This window comes from Aeromonas sp. 61P, assembly GCF_051919545.1.
Lineage (GTDB): Bacteria > Pseudomonadota > Gammaproteobacteria > Enterobacterales > Aeromonadaceae > Aeromonas > Aeromonas veronii.
On record NZ_JBQBEL010000001.1, the window covers coordinates 7,501 to 27,180 of the forward strand.

Consider the following 19,680-nt stretch of genomic DNA (forward strand, 5'->3'; position numbering starts at 1 on the left):
AGGCAATAGAGGGTGCTCCCGGTAAACAACAGGATGGATACATACAGAATGACGAGCAGTGGCCACGCCCTGGTCTTTCCTTTCACCCCATGCTCCCGTGCTGTTTTTATCAGTGCTGAATGTCTATCAAATCCAGCTGCCAAATCATCATGTCGGTATATTCGGATCGCTTCAATTCCGGATATTGATCAAGAGGCAGCATAAACCAGACCGGCCCCTTGTCACGCACCCGCATGACAGCCCCATTGTCTTCCCATGCAAGAATGGGCTCGTATTTGGCAACCTTGTCCCATTCAATGCGGACCTGGAAACTGTTCAGTGCCGTCAACGTAATGGTCTTGCCATCCGCACCGACTGCAGCCAATACATCGGCCAGTTTTGGGCCTCTGTAGGTGTGCGGCTTATCCACCCACGGGTTGCCTGTCACTATCTCATGTTGCGGCAGAGCCTGTAGTTTTGCCAGATCAAACAACACCTTGCCATCAACTTCGTCTGCCGACCTGATGTTGCCACCGACTTTCAGGATCACCGGCCCAGTCAGCGCCTCAGCAGCCATCACCGGCATGATGACCAATGAACACAGTAGTGTCAGCCAACCAAACATTTTCATATCGCCCCCATATTTGCTGTCTCAACAGACTCAGTTTAGCCAGATATAAAAAAACGGCTCGCCTTGAGCGAGCCGTTTGTCAAACAGAGCAAGGGGGGATGATTACATCATGCCCATGCCACCCATGCCGCCCATGTCAGGCATGGCAGGGGTATCTTTCTTCGGCAGTTCGGTGACCATGCACTCGGTGGTGATCATCAGACCGGCGATGGAAGAGGCAAACTGCAGGGCGGAACGGGTTACCTTGGTCGGATCCAGGATACCCATGGCCAGCATGTCGCCATACTGTTCGCTGTAAGCGTTGTAACCGAAGTTGCCTTCGCCGTTCTTCACTGCATTGGCAATGACGGAGGCTTCTTCCCCGGCGTTGATGACGATTTGACGCAGCGGGGCTTCCATGGCGCGCAGGGCAACCTTGATACCGACGTTCTGGTCTTCGTTGTCACCGCGCAGACCCGCCAGTTTGGCTGCAACGCGAACCAGCGCGACACCACCACCGGCAACCACACCTTCTTCAACCGCGGCGCGGGTAGCGTGCAGGGCATCTTCAACGCGGGCTTTCTTCTCTTTCATCTCGACTTCGGTGGCTGCGCCAACCTTGATCACGGCAACACCACCAGCCAGCTTGGCTACGCGCTCTTGCAGCTTCTCACGATCGTAGTCGGAAGAGGTCTCTTCGATCTGCTGACGGATCTGGGCAACACGGCCTTCGATCACACCGGCATCACCCACGCCATCGATGATGGTGGTGTTCTCTTTAGTGATGACGATACGCTTGGCACGACCCAGATCTTCCAGAGTCGCTTTTTCCAGCTCCATGCCAACTTCTTCAGAGATGACGGTACCGCCAGTCAGTACGGCGATATCCTGCAGCATGGCCTTGCGACGGTCACCGAAGCCAGGCGCCTTGACGGCAGCCACTTTCACGATACCGCGCATGGTGTTAACCACCAGAGTCGCCAGCGCTTCGCCTTCTACGTCTTCAGCAACAATCAGCAGCGGCTTGCCAGCTTTGGCAACGCCTTCCAGTACCGGCAGCATTTCGCGGATGTTGGAGACTTTCTTGTCAACCAGCAGGATGAACGGGTCGTCCAGTTCAACGGAACCGGTCTCTTGCTTGTTGATGAAGTAGGGGGACAGGTAGCCGCGGTCGAACTGCATACCTTCAACAACTGCCAGCTCATCTTCCAGACCCTGACCATCTTCAACGGTGATGACGCCATCGCGACCCACTTTGTCCATGGCTTCGGCAATCAGCTTGCCCACTTTCTCGTCGGAGTTGGCGGAGATGGTGCCCACCTGAGCGATGGCATTGCTGTCGGCACACGGCTGAGACAGCGCTTGCAGCTCGGCAACAGCAGCCACAACGGCCTTGTCGATACCGCGCTTCAGATCCATCGGGTTCATACCGGCGGCAACGGCTTTCAGACCTTCGTTGACGATAGCCTGAGCCAGAACGGTTGCAGTAGTGGTACCGTCACCGGCGGCATCGTTCGCCTTGGAAGCCACTTCCTTGACCATCTGAGCGCCCATGTTCTGGAACTTGTCTTCCAGCTCGATTTCGCGCGCAACAGACACACCATCTTTAGTGATGGTCGGGGCGCCGAAGGACTTGTCCAGCACCACGTTGCGGCCTTTCGGGCCCAGAGTCACCTTGACGGCATCAGCCAGGATGTTTACGCCTTCCAGCATCTTGATGCGGGCTTCGTTACCAAACTTAACGTCTTTAGCTGCCATTTTCTTCAATCCTTAAATCAATTCGGGGAAAAGGAGGATGGATTACTCTTCGACAATCGCCAGGATGTCGGTTTCGGAGAGGATCAGGACGTCCTGACCATCCAGCTTCTCGGTCTTAACACCGTAGCCTTCGTTGAAGATAACCTTGTCACCAACCTTCACGGCCAGCGCTTTGACTTCGCCATTATCCAGGATGCGACCAGTCCCCACGGCAAGCACTTCACCACGGGTGGACTTCTGGGCCGCAGTACCAGTCAAGACGATACCGCCGGCAGATTTGGCTTCAGCTTCGATGCGCTTGATGATGACGCGGTCGTGCAGTGGACGAATTTTCATCGATAACTCTCCCAAAATGAGTCTCATTGTTGCTTTGAGGAATGGCCGTTCCAGGCCAAATTAGATATGTCCCTGATGTGGGGCAGAGTTGCTAACCCTTCAAGGGCAAATACAAAAAAAATTTTTTCACGTACTATAAACATCTTCGATGGTTCAGCCATGTCCGCACTCTGGTGCAAGGTCGGTTCAAGCCGCCCGGTTTCCATGCAAGAACCTTCAAAGCCAGCTGTAGAGACGAGCCTTTGACCCGCACCAACCCCATGCTGACAGCCCCTATTCCGGTCGTACTGCGCCAGATGACGGGTCCCATGATCTTCGGCATCATCGCCATTCTTGCCTTCAATCTGGTCGATACCTTTTTTATCGGTATGCTGGGAACAGAAGCTCTGGCCGCCATCAGTTTTACTTTTCCTGTCACTTTTGTGGTTACCTCGCTGGCGATGGGATTGGGCGCCGGATTGTCAGCGGTGATCGGTCATACCCTGGGGCAGGGCAAACACGATGAGGCGGCCCATCTCGCCACCGACAGCCTGTTTCTGGCGGTGATCATGGTAGCCCTGCTCTCCGCGGGGGGGGCTCTCACCATCAAACCCCTGTTTACTCTGCTGGGGGCCAGTGCCGAGCTTATCTCCCTCATCCATGACTACATGTTGATCTGGTATCTCACCGTCCCCATGCTGGTGCTGCCCATGGTGGGCAATGCCGCCATCCGGGCGACCGGCGATACCAAAACCCCCAGTCTGGTGATGGCAGTAGCCGGGCTGGTCAACGGGGTGCTGGATCCTCTGTTGATCTTCGGTATCGGCCCCTTTCCCGAATGGGGGATCCGCGGGGCCGCCATCGCGACCTCTATCTCCTGGTTGATGGCGATGCTGGTCAGCCTCTATATCCTGCGTCATCGGGAGGGCTTGCTGCTGTGGCGCCTCTCGCCGCGGGCCCGGTTGCTGACCCACTGGCGGGCGTTACTCCATGTCGCCGTCCCCGCCTCTTTTACCAATATGCTCAACCCCCTGGCCAATGCGGTGCTGATGACGATCTTTGCGGGTCTGGGTACCGAGGTGGTGGCCGCTTACGGCGCCGCGTCGCGGGTCGAGGCGCTGTTGCTAATTGTGATGATGGCCCTCGCCTCCGTACTGGCCCCTTTCATCTCGCAAAACTGCGGCGCCGGTAATCCGGCCCGGGCCAAAGCCGCACTTCAGAGCTGCATGCGCTTTGCACTACTGTTTCAGCTCGCCATCTATAGCCTGACCTGGCTACTGGCGCCACTCATCGCCAATCTGTTCAGCGATCATCCGCAGGTCATTCGCCTCATCATTCTCTATCTGCATCTGGTGCCGATCGGTTACGGCTTTCAGGGCATGGTGATGCTGCTGGCCTCAGCACTCAATGGCGTGCGAGCATCCAGTATCTCGTTTTTGTTCAACGGATTGCGGCTGTTTGGTTTTCTGTTGCCAGGAGCCTGGCTGGGGGCAAAGCTGGGAGGAGAACAGGGGATATATCTGGGGATACTGCTGGCCAATCTGGCGGCGGGCACCCTAGCATGGTGGTATGCCCGACACCGCTTCGAGGCGCTGTGCCATCAGGGTAAACCCTGATTCAGTCACTCACCTCGGTTTTCGTCTCGTCGATTACTCTTTACGCTCAAATTCGCCTTCGATGGTTGTGCCGCCCTGCTTGGCGTTCCCCAGATGATCATCGGACGGTGCGTTGCCAAACGGGGATTGAGTACGCTGGAAACCACCCATCTGCATCCGGAACTGGCTGCTGCCGATCAGCTTGTCAGCCAGTTTGTTGCGCAGCCAGGGTTGCAGCAACAGCACACCGAAAATGTCGGTCACGAAACCCGGGATAATCAGCAGCAAGCCGGCCAATGCCAGCATCATGCCCCCCATCACCTCACGACCCGGCATCTCGCCCATCTGCATCTTTTGCTGGGCGCTGAACAGGGTCTTGATCCCTTCACTGCGCACCAGCGAGGAGCCCAATACCGCAGTCAGTATGAGCAAGCCGACAGTCGGCAGCGCCCCGATTACCGAGCCGACCTCGATCATCACGGTGAGCTCCAGCACAACCAGACCCACCAACAACAAAAACAACTTGCCCATATCCACTCCAGCACCGGTAAATTGAGAAAAAGTGGCGCCCATCCAACGATGGTCAGAGGCGATTTTGCCGCCCCGTCATCACCACTTTCTGCCCTGAATAAATGGGGGCTGCCCCCCTCTTTTCAAGTTGGTCAACTGACTCCTACGTCATCAGCAATCTAAAAAATCAGCAAAAAGTCACAAAAACTTATAAAAATCATCACGATAAAAACTTCATAACATATGTGTACTTTCCTCAAAGTAATTTGAAAATGTCGCAAATTTAGTGATCCACCTCTAATAACCGATACCTCAATTGGAGTAGTATATTGATTAGTTTTTCGGGAGGTCATTCTCCCAACCGCCCCACTCGATGTGTGGTGCTTCAGGATGAGCTGTGCGCAAGGAACTCGCGACCACTCGGTGAGGATTTTTCCATTTATCTGATTTCTGAGGCATTACAATGAGCGACATCAAGAACGTCCGCATTGAAGAAGACCTGCTGGGCACCAAAGAAGTTTCCAATGATCTCTACTACGGTGTGCACACCCTGCGCGCTGTCGAGAACTTCAAGATCAGCTCTCAGAAGATTTCTGACGTTCCGGAATTCGTCCGCGGTATGGTGCTGACCAAGAAGGCCGCTGCGCTGGCAAACGGTGAATTGGGTACCATCCGTCCTGAAATTGCTGACAAGATCGTAGAAGCCTGCGACCTGATGCTGAACACCGGCAAATGCTTCGACCAGTTCCCGGTCGACGTTTACCAGGGTGGTGCCGGCACCTCCGTCAACATGAACACCAACGAAGTACTGGCTAACATCGCCCTGGAAATCATGGGTCTGGAGAAAGGCCGTTACGACGTCATCAACCCGAACGACCACGTCAACAAGTGCCAATCCACCAACGATGCCTACCCGACCGGTTTCCGCGTTGCTGTGGTCAACAGCACTGACGTGACTCTGCACGCGCTGGAGCACCTGATCGCGGCATTCGATGCCAAAGCGAAAGAGTTCAAAAACATCCTGAAGATGGGCCGTACCCAGCTGCAAGATGCGGTTCCGATGACCCTGGGTCAGGAGTTCCACGCATTCGCCGTGACCCTGCGTGAAGAGATCAAGTCCATCAAGCGCTGCCAGGAGCTGCTGCTGGAAGTGAACCTGGGCGCGACCGCCATCGGTACCGGTCTGAACACTCCGCCCGAGTACTCTGCACTGGCTATCAAGCGTCTGGCCGAGATCACCGGTCGTGCCTATGTGCCGGCAGAAGACCTGATCGAAGCGACCTCCGACTGTGGCGCCTACGTCATGCTGCACGGCGCCATCAAGCGTCTGGCCATGAAGCTGTCCAAGATCTGTAATGACCTGCGTCTGCTCTCCTCCGGCCCGCGCACTGCACTGAAAGAGATCAACCTGCCGGAAATGCAGGCGGGTTCCTCCATCATGCCGGCCAAGGTCAACCCGGTTATCCCGGAAGTGGTCAACCAATCCTGCTTCAAGGTATTCGGTAACGACATCACCATCACCTTCGCCGCCGAAGCCGGTCAGCTGCAGCTGAACGTCATGGAGCCGGTGATTGGTCAGGCGATGTTCGAATCCCTGAGTCTGATGGAAAAAGCCTGTATTTCCCTGCGCGAGAAGTGCGTGGAAGGTATCACCGCCAACCCGGAAATCTGCATGAATCACGTGCTGAACTCCATCGGTATCGTGACCTACCTGAACCCCTTCATCGGCCACCACGAAGGGGATATCGTCGGCAAGATCTGTGCCCAGACCGGCAAGAACGTCCGCGAAGTCGTTCTTGAGCGTGGCCTGCTGAGCGCCGAGCAGCTGGACGAAATTCTCTCCATCGAGAACCTGATGAACCCGCAATACAAAGCCAAGCGTTTCACCCGCGAAGCTGCCGTATAAGCGAGTGTGGGCCGGGATCTTCCCGGCCTATAAAGTCAGTTCCCGATTGGTCTTTATCCCCAGCCCGATCGGGAATTGGCTTTTTGCCAAATAAAAACCAAAAACTAAAAAATGGAGTTATCGCTATGATTGGAATCGAGTTACTTGTCGTGCTCGCCGCTATCTATCTGGGGGCCCGGATAGGCAGCATCGGCATCGGCTTTGCCGGTGGTCTGGGGGTACTGGTATTGACGTGGGGTCTGGGCATGCCCATCCCGAGCGATCAACTGGTCAGCTACATCCCTTGGGATGTGATCATGATCATCGCGTCCGTCATCTGTGCCATCGCCTGTATGCAACTGGCTGGCGGGATGGACTACCTGGTTTCTCTGGCTGAGAAAGCGCTGCGCAAGAACCCCAAATACATCACCTTCGCCGCTCCGGTGGTTACCTATCTGATGACCATGCTGGCCGGTACCGGTCATACCGCCTTCTCCACCCTGCCGGTGATCGCTGAAGTGGCCAAAGAGCAAGGGATCCGCCCATCCCGTCCGCTCTCCATCGCGGTTGTCGCCTCCCAGATCGCCATCACAGCTTCCCCGATCTCTGCCGCTGTGGTTGCCTTCTCCGGCATGCTCGAGCCGTTTGGTGTTGACTACCTGACCCTGCTGGCCATCTGCATCCCCTCTACCTTCCTGGCCTGTATCCTGGGCGCCTTCATTGCCAACATGATGGGCAAACCGCTGGATCAGGACGAAGTCTATCTGGAGCGTAAAGCCAAGGGTCTGATCAAACTGCGTGGTACTACCAAGCTCGAGATCAAACCGTACGCCAAGCTGTCGGTCTGGATCTTCATCGCCGCCATCGTTGCTGTCATGGCTTATGCCACTGCCATCTCCGGTAAAGTGGGTCTGATCACCAACCCGCCGATCCCCCGTGACGGCGCCATCATGGGCATCATGCTGGCCGCAGCCACCATCATGACCCTGGTGTGCAAACTGGACGCCACCCAGGTCACCAATATGCCGACCTTCAAGTCCGGTATGTCCGCCTGTATCTGCGTACTGGGTGTCGCCTGGCTGGGTAACGTCTTCGTGAAAGGCAACATGGATACCATCCAGCTGATCGCTGGCGACCTGCTGAACCAGTACTCTTGGCTGCTGGCCGTGGTGCTGTTCTTCGCTGCCATGCTGCTCTATTCACAAGGCGCCACCACCAAAGCACTGATGCCTGCCGCACTGGCACTGGGTGTCAGCCCGCTGACTGCGATTGCCTCCTTTGCAGCCGTGAGCGCCCTGTTCGTACTGCCGACCTACCCGACCCTGCTGGCCGCGGTAGAGATGGACGACACCGGCTCCACCCGTATCGGTAAGGCGGTCTTCAATCACCCCTTCTTCGTACCGGGCACCGCCACCATCGCCATCGCCGTGGCGCTGGGCTTCTTCTTCGGCGGCATCCTGCTGTAATCCTATCGCCTGCCGATGACCAAACAAAAAATCCCCGCCAGTTGGCGGGGATTTTTTATCTCTTTACTCTGTGCTTGGCTGTCTGCCAGCAAGAGACCTGACCTCTTATCCGGATGGCTCAACCGCGGCGACAGCAGACACCACCACGGCGTGCCAGCGGCGCTATAACCACCGCTGCCGGATTGCAGGAACAGTAGGCCACCATGGCACTCACCACCACGCCAGAAGGCGGGATCCTTTGGATCAGACCGGATCCAGGGTATCCAGCGGCCAACGCGGCACGGCTTTGACCGCCAGCGGTTCGAACACGCCCGCTTTCAGGCGCTGCATACCGGCGTAAGCGATCATGGCGCCGTTATCGGTGCAATATTCCGTGCGCGGATAGAACACCTCGCCCTTGAGGCTCTCCATCAGCTCGGCCAGCTGGGCACGCAGATGACGGTTGGCACTGACGCCGCCAGCGACCACCAGACGCTTAAGACCGGTCTCTTTCAAAGCACGACGGCACTTGATGGCCAAGGTATCGACCACCGCATCTTCAAACGCCCGAGCGATATCGGCACGGGTCTGCTCATCATCACCATTGGCAGCGATGGTGTTGGCGGTGAAGGTCTTCAGGCCGGAGAAGCTCATGTCGAGCCCGGGACGATCTGTCATCGGACGAGGGAAGTGGAAGCGCCCGGTAGTGCCCTTCTCGGCCAGACGGGAGAGCAGCGGACCACCTGGATAGTCCAACCCCATCAGCTTAGCGGTCTTGTCGAACGCTTCGCCAGCAGCATCATCGATGGATTCCCCCAACAGCTGATAGCTGCCGATGCCATCAACCCGCACCAGCATGGAGTGACCACCGGAGACCAGCAGCGCCACGAAGGGGAACTCGGGGCTTTCTCTTCCAGCATGGGGGCCAGCAGGTGCCCTTCCATATGGTGGACGGCGATAGCAGGCTTGTTCCATGCCATCGCCAGCGAGCGGCCAATGGTCGCCCCCACCAGAATGGCGCCAACCAGACCCGGCCCCGCGGTATACGCGATGCCGTCGATGTCATCTTTGCCCAGTCCCGCCTCTTGCAATGCGGCCTGGATCAACGGGATCGTCTTGCGGACATGATCCCGGCTGGCGAGTTCGGGGACGACGCCACCGTAGTCTGCATGCAGCTTGACCTGGCTGTATAACTGATGGGAAAGGATCCCTTTTTGATCGTCGAAGATCGCGATCCCGGTTTCGTCACAGGATGTCTCTATGCCCAATACACGCATTGCTAAAAAATTTCACTGCTAAAATGAGACGGCTATGGTAACCTTCGCGGGTTTTTTAAACCAGAGCGATCTCTGCGGGTTTACTTTCATTCCCTGTCCAGAGTATAATTTCGCACCATTTTAAGACATGCTGATCGATTGAAGGTCAGCTAACAATTTATCACTGAGGTGAAAGGCACATGCCAGTAATCAAAGTCCGTGAAAATGAGCCGTTTGACGTTGCTCTGCGTCGTTTCAAGCGTTCTTGCGAAAAAGCCGGTATCCTGTCCGAAGTTCGTAGCCGTGAGTTCTACGAGAAGCCGACTACCATTCGTAAGCGCGCCAAAGCGTCTGCTGTCAAGCGTCACGCCAAGAAGCTGTCTCGCGAAAACGCACGTCGTATCCGCCTGTACTAATCGGGAGATATTGCCGTGTCTCTGAAGGATCAACTCAAGGATCAGCAAAAGCTCGCCATGCTTGCCAAAGACAAGCCACGGTTGGGCGCTATCCGGTTGTTGATGGCAGAAATCAAGCAACGTGAAGTCGATACCCGTATCGAGCTGAATGATGAGGATATCCTCGCTGTCGTGACCAAAATGGTCAAACAGCGCCGCGATTCCATCAGCCAATTTGAAGCTGCCCGCGCCAGGATCTCGCCGACAAAGAGTCCGCCGAGATCGTTGTGTTGCAGGAGTTCCTGCCGCAACAGTTGACCGCAGATGAAATTGCTGCCCTGATCGAGCAAGCCATCACTGAAAGTGGTGCTGCCGTCATGGCTGATATGGGCAAGGTCATGGCTGTCTTGAAGCCGAAAATTCAGGGGCGTGCCGATGTCGGCGCCGTCAGTGCTCAGGTGAAAACCCGCTTGGCGTAACAGGCAACTCTCTTGTTTGGTCGAAGAAGCCGTGCTTCCCTTGGAATGCGCGGCTTTTTTATTTTCTCCGCAATGAAACAGGACGGTTATGGCAGGCAGGATCCCCCAATCCTTTATCGACGATCTGCTCGTACGCACAGACATAGTCGAGCTGATCGACTCGCGAGTGCGGCTGAAAAAAGCCGGTAAGAACTACCAGGCTTGCTGCCCTTTTCATAACGAAAAAAGCCCCTCTTTTACCGTCAGCCAGGAGAAGCAGTTCTACCACTGTTTCGGTTGTGGCGCCCACGGCAACGCCATCGGCTTTGTCATGGAGTACGACGGTCTCGAATTTCCCGATGCCATCGAAGAGCTCGCCAGCATGCAGGGCATGCAGGTGCCTCGCGAGCAGAGCATCGGCGGCTCGGCCAATAGTCAGCCCGCCGTTAGCAAGGATCTGTTCGAGCTGATGAACCAGATCGCCCGCTTCTACGAGAGCAACCTCAAGAGTGCTCCCCATGCGGTGGAGTACCTCAAGGGACGTGGGCTGACCGGTGAAGTGGTCAAGCGATTCAACATTGGCTATGCACCGAGCGATTGGGATCAGGTGCGCCGCCGCTTTGGTACCAGCCGGGATCACGAGCAGTTGCTTATCTCGGGCGGCATGCTGATCACCCGTGACAATGGCCCGGGGAGTTATGATCGTTTCCGCGATCGCATCATGTTCCCGATCCGTGACAAGCGTGGCCGTGTCATCGGTTTCGGTGGCCGGGTACTGGGTGATGGCACCCCCAAGTACCTGAACTCGCCGGAGACCCCCATCTTCCATAAAGGGCGGGAGCTGTTCGGTCTCTACGAGGTGAAGCAGGCACACAAGGATCCACGCCGGATCCTGGTGGTGGAAGGCTACATGGATGTGGTGGCACTCGGTCAGTACGACATCGACTATGCGGTGGCGGCGCTGGGTACTGCGACCACCAGCGACCATATCCACACCCTGTTTCGCACCACCGCCGAGGTGGTCTGCTGTTACGACGGCGACAATGCTGGTCGTGAAGCCGCGTGGCGCGCGCTGGATAATGCCCTCCCTCATCTGCAGGATGGCCGCGAGCTGAAGTTCGTGTTCCTGCCCGATGGCGAGGATCCCGACTCGTTGGTACGCCAGATCGGCAAGGAGGGCTTTGAAGCCCTGCTCGATGAAGCCCAGCCGTTCGCCGACTTCATGTTCGAGCGTCTCGGTCGCGATGCGGCGCTCTCCGGTGAGGCTGGCAAGTTCGAAGTGGCCAACAAGGCCGCCGAGCTTATTCGTCGCGTTCCGGAAGGGTTTACCCGCGAAGGGCTGATCACTCGTCTCTCCAGCATGATGCGTTGGGGCGAGAACAAACAGCGCATCGCCGAGCTCTTTGCCCGCAACAGTCAGCCCAAGGCCGAGGTCAACAAACCCAAGGCAGCCAAGCTGACACCACTGCGGCGTGCGCTGGCACTGATGGTGCAATATCCGGCAGTAACGGCTGAGCTTCCCCCCATGCCGGAATTGGCCGGACTACGCGTACAGGGCATCAAGTTCCTGCTGCAACTGCACCAGCAGATCCTGGCACAGCCTAGTATCACAACCGGTATCCTGCTGGAACACTGGCGTGGTACCAAGGAGGGAGAGATCCTTGCTCAGCTGGCCATGCACGACCTGTTCGAGGAGATCAAACTCGATCAGGAGCCGGATATTCTGGGAGAATTGCAGGACACCTTCGTCGGCTTCATCAACCAGTTTCTGAAACAGCGGATCGAAGAATTGCAGGCCAAAGTGGCTCAGGAAGGACTAAGCTCCGAAGAAACCCAAGAGCTGATGATGCTGATAAGAGAGGTGCAAATTGAGAAAAGAAATGAGAGTGGGGCTTGATATTTGAGTGATTAGTCCCAATATGGATAGCGTTGCCCGAATCGACGGGATGAAAAGCAAATTTTTTATAACCGCCTGGCCCCGACAATACTGCGGGCAGGGGTTTCTCATGACCGACGCCGCAACCAGACATAGCATGTCTGGCGGTTTTCTATTAGAATTGGCTATTTGCGCAGCAGCGCACTGTACGCGCAACCTAGCAACACCAACCGGATGAGTTCTATGGAGCAAACCCCGCAGTCTCAGCTTAAACTCCTCGTTGCCAAAGGTAAAGAACAGGGCTACCTGACCTATGCCGAGGTGAACGATCACCTCCCGCAAGACATTGTCGATTCAGACCAGATCGAAGACATCATTCAGATGATCAACGATATGGGCATTCAAGTGGTTGAAACGCTCCGGATGCCGATGACCTTATCATGGCTGAAGGTGGTACCGCCGATGAGGACGCTGCCGAAGCAGCGGCCCAGGCTCTGGCATCTGTTGAATCTGAGATTGGTCGCACGACCGATCCCGTCCGCATGTACATGCGGGAAATGGGTACCGTCGAACTGCTGACCCGTGAAGGCGAAATCGACATCGCCAAGCGGATCGAAGACGGTATCAACCAGGTACAAAGCTCCGTAGCCGAGTACCCTGAAGCAATTACTTACCTGCTCGAACAGTACGACAAGTACGAAGCCGAGCAGCTGCGTCTCTCTGACATCATCTCTGGCTTTATTGACCCGAACGAAACTGAAGATATGGCGCCTACCGCCACGCATATCGGTTCCGAGCTCGGCGAAGACGATCTGGCCGATGAAGATGAAGAAGACGAAGAAGACGAAGATGAAGATGGCGACAGCTCTGACGACGACGGTGACGGTGGTCCGGATCCGGAAGTCGCTCGCGAGAAGTTTGGTGAACTGCGTGCCCAGTATGAAGTGACCCGCCTCTCCATTCAGAAGAATGGTCGCGCGCACGAAGATACCCAGGCCGCCATCGCCCAGCTGGCCGATGTATTCCGTCAATTCCGCCTGATGCCCAAGCAGTTCGATCGCCTGGTCAACAACATGCGTGAAATGATGGAGCGCGTCCGCGTGCAGGAACGCATCATCATGAAGCTCTGCGTTGAGCAGGCCAAGATGCCGAAGAAAACCTTCGTCGCGGCCTTCACCAACAACGAGTGTGAAACTGCCTGGTTCGAATACCAGAAGCAGGCTGGCAAAGCCTGGTCTCCTCGTCTGGTTGAAATGGACGAGGATATCCAGCGCGCCATCGGCAAGCTGCAGCAGATTGAAGAAGAGACCGGTCTGTCGATTGCTCAGATCAAGGATATCAACCGTCGCATGAGCATCGGTGAGGCCAAAGCCCGCCGTGCGAAGAAAGAGATGGTTGAGGCCAACTTGCGTCTGGTTATCTCTATCGCCAAGAAGTACACCAACCGCGGTCTGCAGTTCCTGGATCTGATCCAGGAGGGCAACATCGGTCTGATGAAGGCGGTAGACAAGTTTGAATACCGTCGTGGCTACAAGTTCTCGACCTATGCAACCTGGTGGATCCGTCAGGCTATTACCCGCTCCATCGCGGACCAGGCCCGTACCATCCGTATCCCGGTACACATGATCGAGACCATAAACAAGCTCAACAGAATCTCCCGTCAGATGCTGCAGGAGATGGGGCGTGAACCGAACCCGGAAGAGCTGGCCATGCGCATGGGCATGCCGGAAGACAAGATCCGCAAGGTACTGAAAATCGCCAAAGAGCCTATCTCCATGGAGACGCCCATCGGTGATGATGAAGATTCCCACTTGGGCGACTTTATCGAAGATACCACCCTGGCTCTGCCAGCGGATGCGGCGACCAGCGAAAGCCTGCGCAACGCCACCCGCGAAGTGCTGGCTGGCCTGACCGCCCGCGAAGCCAAGGTACTGCGGATGCGTTTCGGTATCGACATGAACACTGACCACACCCTCGAGGAAGTGGGCAAACAGTTCGACGTTACCCGTGAGCGTATTCGTCAGATCGAAGCCAAGGCACTGCGTAAACTGCGCCACCCGAGCCGCTCGGAAGTGCTGCGCAGCTTCCTGGACGAATAGTCCTGACCCTGTGTCAAACTGCTCTGCCAAAGCCCCGCCATGCGGGGCTTTGTTTTGTCTGGTGTCCCGTCCTGAATATGGTTTACACCTTTCCCCCCAATAAATGGAGAACCCGATGGGACAAGGTGTGAAACGGACACAGCGCGATTACTCGCTGACTTTTAAACTGGCACTGGTCGAGCAGATTGAAAAAGGCGAGCTCACCTACAAACAGGCTCAGGTGCGTTATGGCATTCAGGGCCGCTCCACCGTTCTGGTATGGTTGCGTAAACATGGTCGGCAAGATTGGAGCCAGGGGGCTTCTGTGCGCACCGGCAGGAGCATCACCATGCCTGACCCCGACAACCAGACGCCCGAACAGCGCATCAAGGAACTCGAGCAGCAGCTGGCGCTGATGAGCCAGAAGGCCCAGTTCTTTGAGGCCGTCGTCGATGTACTGAAGAATGACTACGGCGTCTCTATCGTAAAAAAGCGACCCGGCAAGCCCTCTCGCAGCGGCAAGTCGAGAGGCTGACCATTGTCAGGGCTTGCCTGTTTCTGGGGATAAGCCGGCAGGCTTACTACAAGCGCAATCGTGTCGCCGACGAGCGCCATGCCCAGGGATTGCAGGTGGTGCGCTTTGTGCGTCAGGTTCGACTGCGACAACCTCGGGTGGGCACGCGCAAGCTGCATTATCTGCTGCAGGGTCAGGATGATGGCGGGCTCAAGGTAGGGCGTGACAGGCTGTTTCAGATATTGGCCGAGCACCGCCTGCTGGTGCAGCCCAGACGGGCGTATCACAAGACTACCCACAGTTTTCACCGTTTCTACCGTCATCCCAACTTGCTCAAGGCGGGACCAGAGCAGGTTACGCCGGTGGCCCCGGAGCAGGTCTGGGTCGCAGATATCACCTATCTGCCAGCCAGGAGCGGGCCACTGTACCTGAGCCTGGTGACGGATGCCTACTCACGCAAGATAGTGGGCCATCACGTGCACGAAGGAATGCATGCCGAATCGGTGGCGATGGCGTTCAAGAAAGCACTGAAGCAACGACGTGGCAGCGGTGAACTCATCCATCACTCGGACCGCGGCGTGCAGTATTGTTCTGGGCTGTATCAGTCACTACATGAACGGTACGGGGTGAAATGCTCGATGACGGATGGGTATGACTGTTACCAGAATGCGTTGGCGGAGCGGGTGAACGGGATTTTGAAAGGAGAGTTATTGTTGCAAAGCCCGCAAGATTTAACGCAAGCGCGGGAAATGGTGCGTGAAGCAGTGGATATTTACAACGCGGAGCGGCCGCATCATGCGTTGAAATACAGAACCCCCGATGCGGTACATAGGGGGTTCTGAGTAGAGAAATGCTAGTTGAAAATGTGTAAACCTATTTCAGGACTAGACATGGCATTTACCCTTGCAACCCTCTTTTCGCCCTCAATCAAGCTGGACAATTAGTCGCCAAGTGGTTGATATGCCTATAGACTGCCCTTTCCTCTTCCCCTATAATCCACGCCGCTAAACGCACAATTTGGCCCCTTAGCTCAGTTGGTCAGAGCAGTCGACTCATAATCGATTGGTCGTGGGTTCAAGTCCCCCAGGGGCCACCAATTCCAGAGGGTTAGCGAGATAGTACTCGCTAACCCTCTTTTCAATAGGATACCTATAGGATATCTCAGCCTGTAGAGTAACCACTCTAAAACCACTCCCCAGCCCCTCAAAAAATTTTTTCTCCACCAGGAAGAAAAATTATCAGCCTCTTAGGAATGTTCTCTTTTGAGAACCATCGCTAAAATTTTTTCTCCTCCCCAGATTTCCCTTTTCTATCTCTATATATTGAAAAAAACGGGGTTACACGGGTTACGAGGTTACAACTCGGCTCTAGCCCAGTACTGGCGCGGCTTTGCGCTGTAACCCCACTCAAGGCACAAAATGCGAATAGAGGTTACACGCTCCGAAAGAGGCATGAGGTTACAAGCCTGTAGCCCTTGTCTGGTGCGGGCTGTAGCGATTTTTCTTGGCGCTGTAACCTGTAACCCCGTGAGGTTACAAATCTCAGCCCTTATAAATTGAGACTTCGTACCCTCAATTGAATGAGGCTAACGATGCCTTCATGTGCTCATGTCTCTTTATCCAGGTAGAACAAAGGGGCCAGAGGCCCCTTGAGTTAATCGTTATCGTTTTCCATGGCTCTGTTGTAGGCATACCAGCCTTCAATGTCCATTCCATCTTCTTCATCGCCAATAAAACGATCCACAATGGCTCTCAGGAAAGCTTGCTTAGCTGCTGGAGATGCCAAGAGAAGATCCTCACTACCCGCAGTTCTAACTAGCCAGGCACCCGCACGATTTGCAGGAACACACTTGAAAGACCCCATTTCAGTTTCATTCGCGACAGCATGATAAAGTGAGTAAACCTCAGCATAGTAGTCATCAACATTGTCCAAAAAACCATCAAAGTTAGTAATAGCTGCTGTCATAACAATCTCTCAAAGGTCTATTTTTCTGTGTTAGTAGTTTGCGAATCAGCATCAATAGCTGCTTACTCGCCGACGTCTTTTCTTAAGTGGCTGATCAGTTTTCAGTGTAAGTTCGGCGGCATTAAGCTTGATTGAGTGATGAATGTTGTCAACGGTGTAAACACACGTAACCTCATCGCCAGAAACAAAATGAACCGTCATCGTTTCCTTTTTATAAGTAACCTCATCCCCAACCTTAAATGACATTTCCATACCCTTGTTTCTATTGCAAAAAACCATTTTTCTGCAGGCAACAATGTTGCCATCCGAACCTTAATGAGCGCTTAATCAGTGATTAATAAGTAAAAAGAGGAATCTGCCTAGCCTAGTGATCAGTCCAAATGTGATTGTCTATGTACTCCCTCCCGTATTCATTGCCGGATAGTTCAAGACGAAGGATTAGATAGCATGTCGATTGCTAGGTGCGACGAGATAGAATGAATAATGTGCAGCACATGAAGCCCTCGGTGCAGCCGAAGCTCATTTCAGCACTCTGGACGGCATGCTCAGTAGTACAGATAGAAAAATGAAATTTCTCAGATCCTATAAACCGAAGATTTACTCATAGGTCATTGTTTTTAAATGAAAAAAGGTGATTCCAGTCGGCAAACTGAAAAATCTGGGCAATGGAGAAACTGCCACGAAAAGTACGTTTTTATATATAAATCAGATACTTATATTTTACGTCTAACCTGCTAATGCGGCGCATTTTTGCAAAAAACTGAAATTCCTTTCACTTCGTGCAGTTCCTCCCAAGCCCCCACCCCCCAAGAGCGGCGCACCCTAGAGCTAGGAAACTGTGGTAATCCATTTCTGCAAAAAATTATCTTTACGAGGCCCGCAGGCGGGAGCGGATGAGCGCGGATTCCGTGAGGTTATCGCGCTCGTGCTCATTTCCGATGCACTGGAACCTAGCTGCTTGTCCTTGCCTTTACGGCAAGTGTCTACGACACGCACTCACGATTACAGCGCTTTTAATCTACCCCTCCTCGAAAACCTCTTTAACCCTCCCCTCCAGGCATTTAATTATCTTATCTAGAATGGCAACTTTTAATCTCATCTTTTCAAGAACTTCAAACGTAAAGTGCTTTTCAAGAATAGCGCGCTCTATCATCGCGTTCTTCTTTTTCAAGATAGATAAATTAAATGCCTCTTTACATCCTTGGCTATCTTGAGGCTTTTTCATTTTTAGAACATCAAGGAAAAAACCCTCAGCACAAGGTTCTGAACCAATAAGAACGATTTTTTTCGATCTTGCCTTTTTTATTGACTCTGCTGGCCACTCCAAATCAGTATCTAAAAATACACAGCAATGGTTATAATCATCTTGCCTCTGCATGGTAATAGCCTCAGCTATAATATGTTTTGGACCTTTACCATCCGCAGACCTGACGGTTACTTTCGCTTTCCCTGGTGAATAAATCCCCCGAAGATACTCAATGAAAGTCTTTTCGGTGGGACCTTCTCCAACAAAAAGAATGGTGGTATGTAACTTTCTTTTTTCTCTTGCCATTTTTATCTACCTATCATAGGCACACCACCTAACGCGCCACTCATATATTTAGTATAAAGGTTATCCTGACTACGAATGCCTTCAATGTCATCAATTCGCCATACATCAGACTCTGAGTTTTCTTTCTCAACAATAAAGCAATGGTGCTTTTTAAGATTTTTTAATACTTCCGGTGTGTGAGTACTAAATATGAGCTGAGCATGATGGGGATTCGTCTCTTCATTTTTAAATAGGCTTATTGTTTCTAATAGCAAACGTGGATGAAGATCATTGTCCAACTCATCAATAATAGCTACACCGCCATAAGTAAGTATACCTACAATGGAATACAGAACATTGTACGCCGACTTAGTGCCACTAGATTCATATAGTAAAGGCAAAACATATTGCTTATTGTTATGAGTGTGCTTGGCAAGAGGTAATTTCATTTTCTTTTTCTCGCCACTTTCTGTAATAAACTCTTCTTCTGAAATAGACAAACTATCAATTCCAATATCAAAATCAGATATTATTTTTGATACTTTTTCGAATAAAACATTATCAGTGCTATATAGCTTTGTTGTATCAAGTACTGTTTTATCAACACTATCGCCGATTCTACCATTCAAGCACAAATTACTACTAAAAAGCTCAAACATGCCAGAAACAACAGTAACAAGACTTTTTGCAATTATATCTTCATTTTCAAGTGATATATTTTTATATTTACCAGCGCTATCAGAAAGCCGGTTTAAAAATGAAATCAAAGAGGCATTTTTAGGCGTAGATGATAAAATCTCTGGTGAGAAATCAAAAAATTTCTTGTTGGCTTTGTAATTATAGTCATTATTTTCCTTAGAAAACTCTCGCGTAAAAATACTACGATATTGCTTAGATGACCTTAATTTAAGCTCTTCTTTGATTACCCTTTCTGGATTTAATTCAATACTGTATTTAAACTGAAGAGGAACTGTTTTTTCATCGACATCTGGTAAGTTCAAGAACTCCACGCTGATGAAAATATTGTCCTCAGTTCTGGAGAAATGTGGCTTAATAGGTATCACGTCATCACTGTCTAATGACTTAAAGGACGAGTTCAAAAACCAGCGTAAAAACGCCAAAGGTTTTAATAAATTTGATTTACCAGAACCATTAGCACCAAATATCGCTGAAACTTTATTTACTTTATAACCATCATCAGTTTGATAGTCATAACGAGTACTGGTGGCCTTAGCGTTTGAAGTGAGATCTACGGTGGTCTCATTTGCAAACGAAAAGAAATTTTCAAAACTATACTTAAGAATCATGACATCCCCTTTTAGACAAAATTTTGTCTATTAACGCTAACTATGCACATCAAATGGACCCAAGTCCACCATAATGGGTGGAAAAGTGACGCAACGACTACTTTTGTGCGCATCACGCGACAAGAGGCTACACTTGGACAGATAGTACGCGGTCATAGTTGCTCATGCTCAAGAGTGGCAGTCCAAAGCGTTGCCATACAAAC

General features: G+C 53.0%; 14 protein-coding genes, 1 tRNA gene and 3 pseudogenes (1 of these 18 only partly in view). 9 read left to right on the forward strand and 9 right to left on the reverse strand.

From position 1 onward, the window contains the following. From ACTG2O_RS00025 to ACTG2O_RS00040, 4 genes are all read right to left on the reverse strand, one after another. Positions 1 to 86: the 5' end (the start) of a putative bifunctional diguanylate cyclase/phosphodiesterase gene (locus ACTG2O_RS00025; protein ID WP_019444952.1), read on the reverse strand. The gene continues 1,846 nt to the left of window position 1, outside the view; 86 of the gene's 1,932 nt are visible here — the first part of the coding sequence; it begins with the start codon at positions 84 to 86; its stop codon lies beyond the left edge, outside the window. 23 nt (positions 87 to 109) lie between these two features. After that, positions 110 to 610 (reverse strand): molybdopterin-binding oxidoreductase, encoded by a 501-nt coding sequence (locus ACTG2O_RS00030; protein ID WP_019444953.1) that lies wholly within the window; start codon positions 608 to 610, stop codon positions 110 to 112. A 102-nt stretch (positions 611 to 712) separates the two neighbouring features. Next, positions 713 to 2,347 (reverse strand): chaperonin GroEL, encoded by a 1,635-nt coding sequence (gene groL, locus ACTG2O_RS00035; RefSeq protein WP_005340575.1) that lies wholly within the window; start codon positions 2,345 to 2,347, stop codon positions 713 to 715. Between the two features lie 42 nt (positions 2,348 to 2,389). After that, the gene (locus ACTG2O_RS00040; protein WP_005340573.1) at positions 2,390 to 2,683 is read right to left on the reverse strand and encodes a co-chaperone GroES; all 294 of its coding nucleotides are present in this window, start codon (positions 2,681 to 2,683) and stop codon (positions 2,390 to 2,392) included. Positions 2,684 to 2,943: 260 nt separating this feature from the next. Here ACTG2O_RS00040 and ACTG2O_RS00045 point away from each other — a divergent pair, with 260 nt between their 5' ends. Further along, on the forward strand, positions 2,944 to 4,278 hold the full coding sequence (locus ACTG2O_RS00045) for an MATE family efflux transporter (protein ID WP_439976638.1): 1,335 nt from the start codon (positions 2,944 to 2,946) through the stop codon (positions 4,276 to 4,278). Between the two features lie 33 nt (positions 4,279 to 4,311). On the opposite strand, the gene ACTG2O_RS00050 is transcribed toward ACTG2O_RS00045, so the two are convergent. Then, on the reverse strand, positions 4,312 to 4,788 hold the full coding sequence (locus tag ACTG2O_RS00050) for an FxsA family protein (RefSeq protein WP_005340570.1): 477 nt from the start codon (positions 4,786 to 4,788) through the stop codon (positions 4,312 to 4,314). Positions 4,789 to 5,230: 442 nt separating this feature from the next. Between ACTG2O_RS00050 and aspA the strand changes: the two genes are divergently transcribed. Then, the gene (gene aspA / locus ACTG2O_RS00055) at positions 5,231 to 6,673 is read left to right on the forward strand and encodes an aspartate ammonia-lyase (RefSeq protein WP_005340569.1); all 1,443 of its coding nucleotides are present in this window, start codon (positions 5,231 to 5,233) and stop codon (positions 6,671 to 6,673) included. Positions 6,674 to 6,798: 125 nt separating this feature from the next. Continuing rightward, entirely contained in the window at positions 6,799 to 8,118 is a 1,320-nt protein-coding gene (locus ACTG2O_RS00060) for an anaerobic C4-dicarboxylate transporter (RefSeq protein WP_019444958.1), read from the forward strand. 243 nt (positions 8,119 to 8,361) lie between these two features. On the opposite strand, the pseudogene tsaD reads toward ACTG2O_RS00060, so the two are convergent. Continuing rightward, a pseudogene (gene tsaD / locus ACTG2O_RS00065) lies at positions 8,362 to 9,374 on the reverse strand (tRNA (adenosine(37)-N6)-threonylcarbamoyltransferase complex transferase subunit TsaD). A 179-nt stretch (positions 9,375 to 9,553) separates the two neighbouring features. Here tsaD and rpsU point away from each other — a divergent pair. The 6 genes and pseudogenes from rpsU to ACTG2O_RS00095 all read left to right on the forward strand — a co-directional run bounded on the left by rpsU (position 9,554) and on the right by ACTG2O_RS00095 (position 15,770). Then, positions 9,554 to 9,769: a 30S ribosomal protein S21 gene (gene rpsU / locus ACTG2O_RS00070; RefSeq protein WP_005309452.1), complete on the forward strand. Its 216-nt coding sequence runs from the start codon at positions 9,554 to 9,556 to the stop codon at positions 9,767 to 9,769. Positions 9,770 to 9,784: 15 nt separating this feature from the next. Further along, positions 9,785 to 10,227: pseudogene (locus ACTG2O_RS00075) on the forward strand (GatB/YqeY domain-containing protein). Between the two features lie 88 nt (positions 10,228 to 10,315). Beyond that, positions 10,316 to 12,103, forward strand: coding sequence for a DNA primase (dnaG, locus tag ACTG2O_RS00080; RefSeq protein ID WP_160880934.1), 1,788 nt, complete (start codon positions 10,316 to 10,318; stop codon positions 12,101 to 12,103). A gap of 222 nt (positions 12,104 to 12,325) precedes the next feature. Then, positions 12,326 to 14,181: pseudogene (gene rpoD, locus ACTG2O_RS00085) on the forward strand (RNA polymerase sigma factor RpoD). 115 nt (positions 14,182 to 14,296) lie between these two features. Continuing rightward, a protein-coding gene (locus ACTG2O_RS00090; RefSeq protein ID WP_439975186.1) for an IS3 family transposase occupies positions 14,297 to 15,516 on the forward strand; the annotation gives its coding sequence in 2 pieces (ribosomal slippage) (positions 14,297 to 14,645 and positions 14,645 to 15,516; 1,221 coding nt in all). A gap of 177 nt (positions 15,517 to 15,693) precedes the next feature. Continuing rightward, positions 15,694 to 15,770, forward strand: a tRNA-Ile gene (locus ACTG2O_RS00095). A gap of 557 nt (positions 15,771 to 16,327) precedes the next feature. Here the strand turns inward: ACTG2O_RS00095 and ACTG2O_RS00100 are convergent. The 3 genes from ACTG2O_RS00100 to ACTG2O_RS00110 all read right to left on the reverse strand — a co-directional run bounded on the left by ACTG2O_RS00100 (position 16,328) and on the right by ACTG2O_RS00110 (position 19,477). Further along, positions 16,328 to 16,639, reverse strand: a complete 312-nt coding sequence (locus ACTG2O_RS00100) for a hypothetical protein (RefSeq protein WP_439975187.1) — start codon at positions 16,637 to 16,639, stop codon at positions 16,328 to 16,330. 1,018 nt (positions 16,640 to 17,657) lie between these two features. Further along, positions 17,658 to 18,191 (reverse strand): RloB domain-containing protein, encoded by a 534-nt coding sequence (locus ACTG2O_RS00105; RefSeq protein WP_421195436.1) that lies wholly within the window; start codon positions 18,189 to 18,191, stop codon positions 17,658 to 17,660. Between the two features lie 2 nt (positions 18,192 to 18,193). Beyond that, complete coding sequence (locus ACTG2O_RS00110; protein WP_421195434.1) at positions 18,194 to 19,477, reverse strand: AAA family ATPase; 1,284 nt, start codon at positions 19,475 to 19,477, stop codon at positions 18,194 to 18,196. Positions 19,478 to 19,680 lie beyond the last annotated feature (203 nt).

Bases quoted from the DNA above. Each gene is read 5' to 3' on its own strand.
- ACTG2O_RS00100 (WP_439975187.1), bottom strand. From the start codon at position 16,639: ATGACAGCAGCTATTACTAACTTTGATGGTTTTTTGGACAATGTTGAT.
- ACTG2O_RS00030 (WP_019444953.1), bottom strand. From the start codon at position 610: ATGAAAATGTTTGGTTGGCTGACACTACTGTGTTCATTGGTCATCATG.
- dnaG (WP_160880934.1), top strand. From the start codon at position 10,316: ATGGCAGGCAGGATCCCCCAATCCTTTATCGACGATCTGCTCGTACGC.
- rpsU (WP_005309452.1), top strand. From the start codon at position 9,554: ATGCCAGTAATCAAAGTCCGTGAAAATGAGCCGTTTGACGTTGCTCTG.
- ACTG2O_RS00105 (WP_421195436.1), bottom strand. From the start codon at position 18,191: ATGGCAAGAGAAAAAAGAAAGTTACATACCACCATTCTTTTTGTTGGA.
- groL (WP_005340575.1), bottom strand. From the start codon at position 2,347: ATGGCAGCTAAAGACGTTAAGTTTGGTAACGAAGCCCGCATCAAGATG.
- ACTG2O_RS00060 (WP_019444958.1), top strand. From the start codon at position 6,799: ATGATTGGAATCGAGTTACTTGTCGTGCTCGCCGCTATCTATCTGGGG.
- ACTG2O_RS00045 (WP_439976638.1), top strand. From the start codon at position 2,944: ATGCTGACAGCCCCTATTCCGGTCGTACTGCGCCAGATGACGGGTCCC.
- ACTG2O_RS00110 (WP_421195434.1), bottom strand. From the start codon at position 19,477: ATGATTCTTAAGTATAGTTTTGAAAATTTCTTTTCGTTTGCAAATGAG.
- aspA (WP_005340569.1), top strand. From the start codon at position 5,231: ATGAGCGACATCAAGAACGTCCGCATTGAAGAAGACCTGCTGGGCACC.
- ACTG2O_RS00040 (WP_005340573.1), bottom strand. From the start codon at position 2,683: ATGAAAATTCGTCCACTGCACGACCGCGTCATCATCAAGCGCATCGAA.
- ACTG2O_RS00050 (WP_005340570.1), bottom strand. From the start codon at position 4,788: ATGGGCAAGTTGTTTTTGTTGTTGGTGGGTCTGGTTGTGCTGGAGCTC.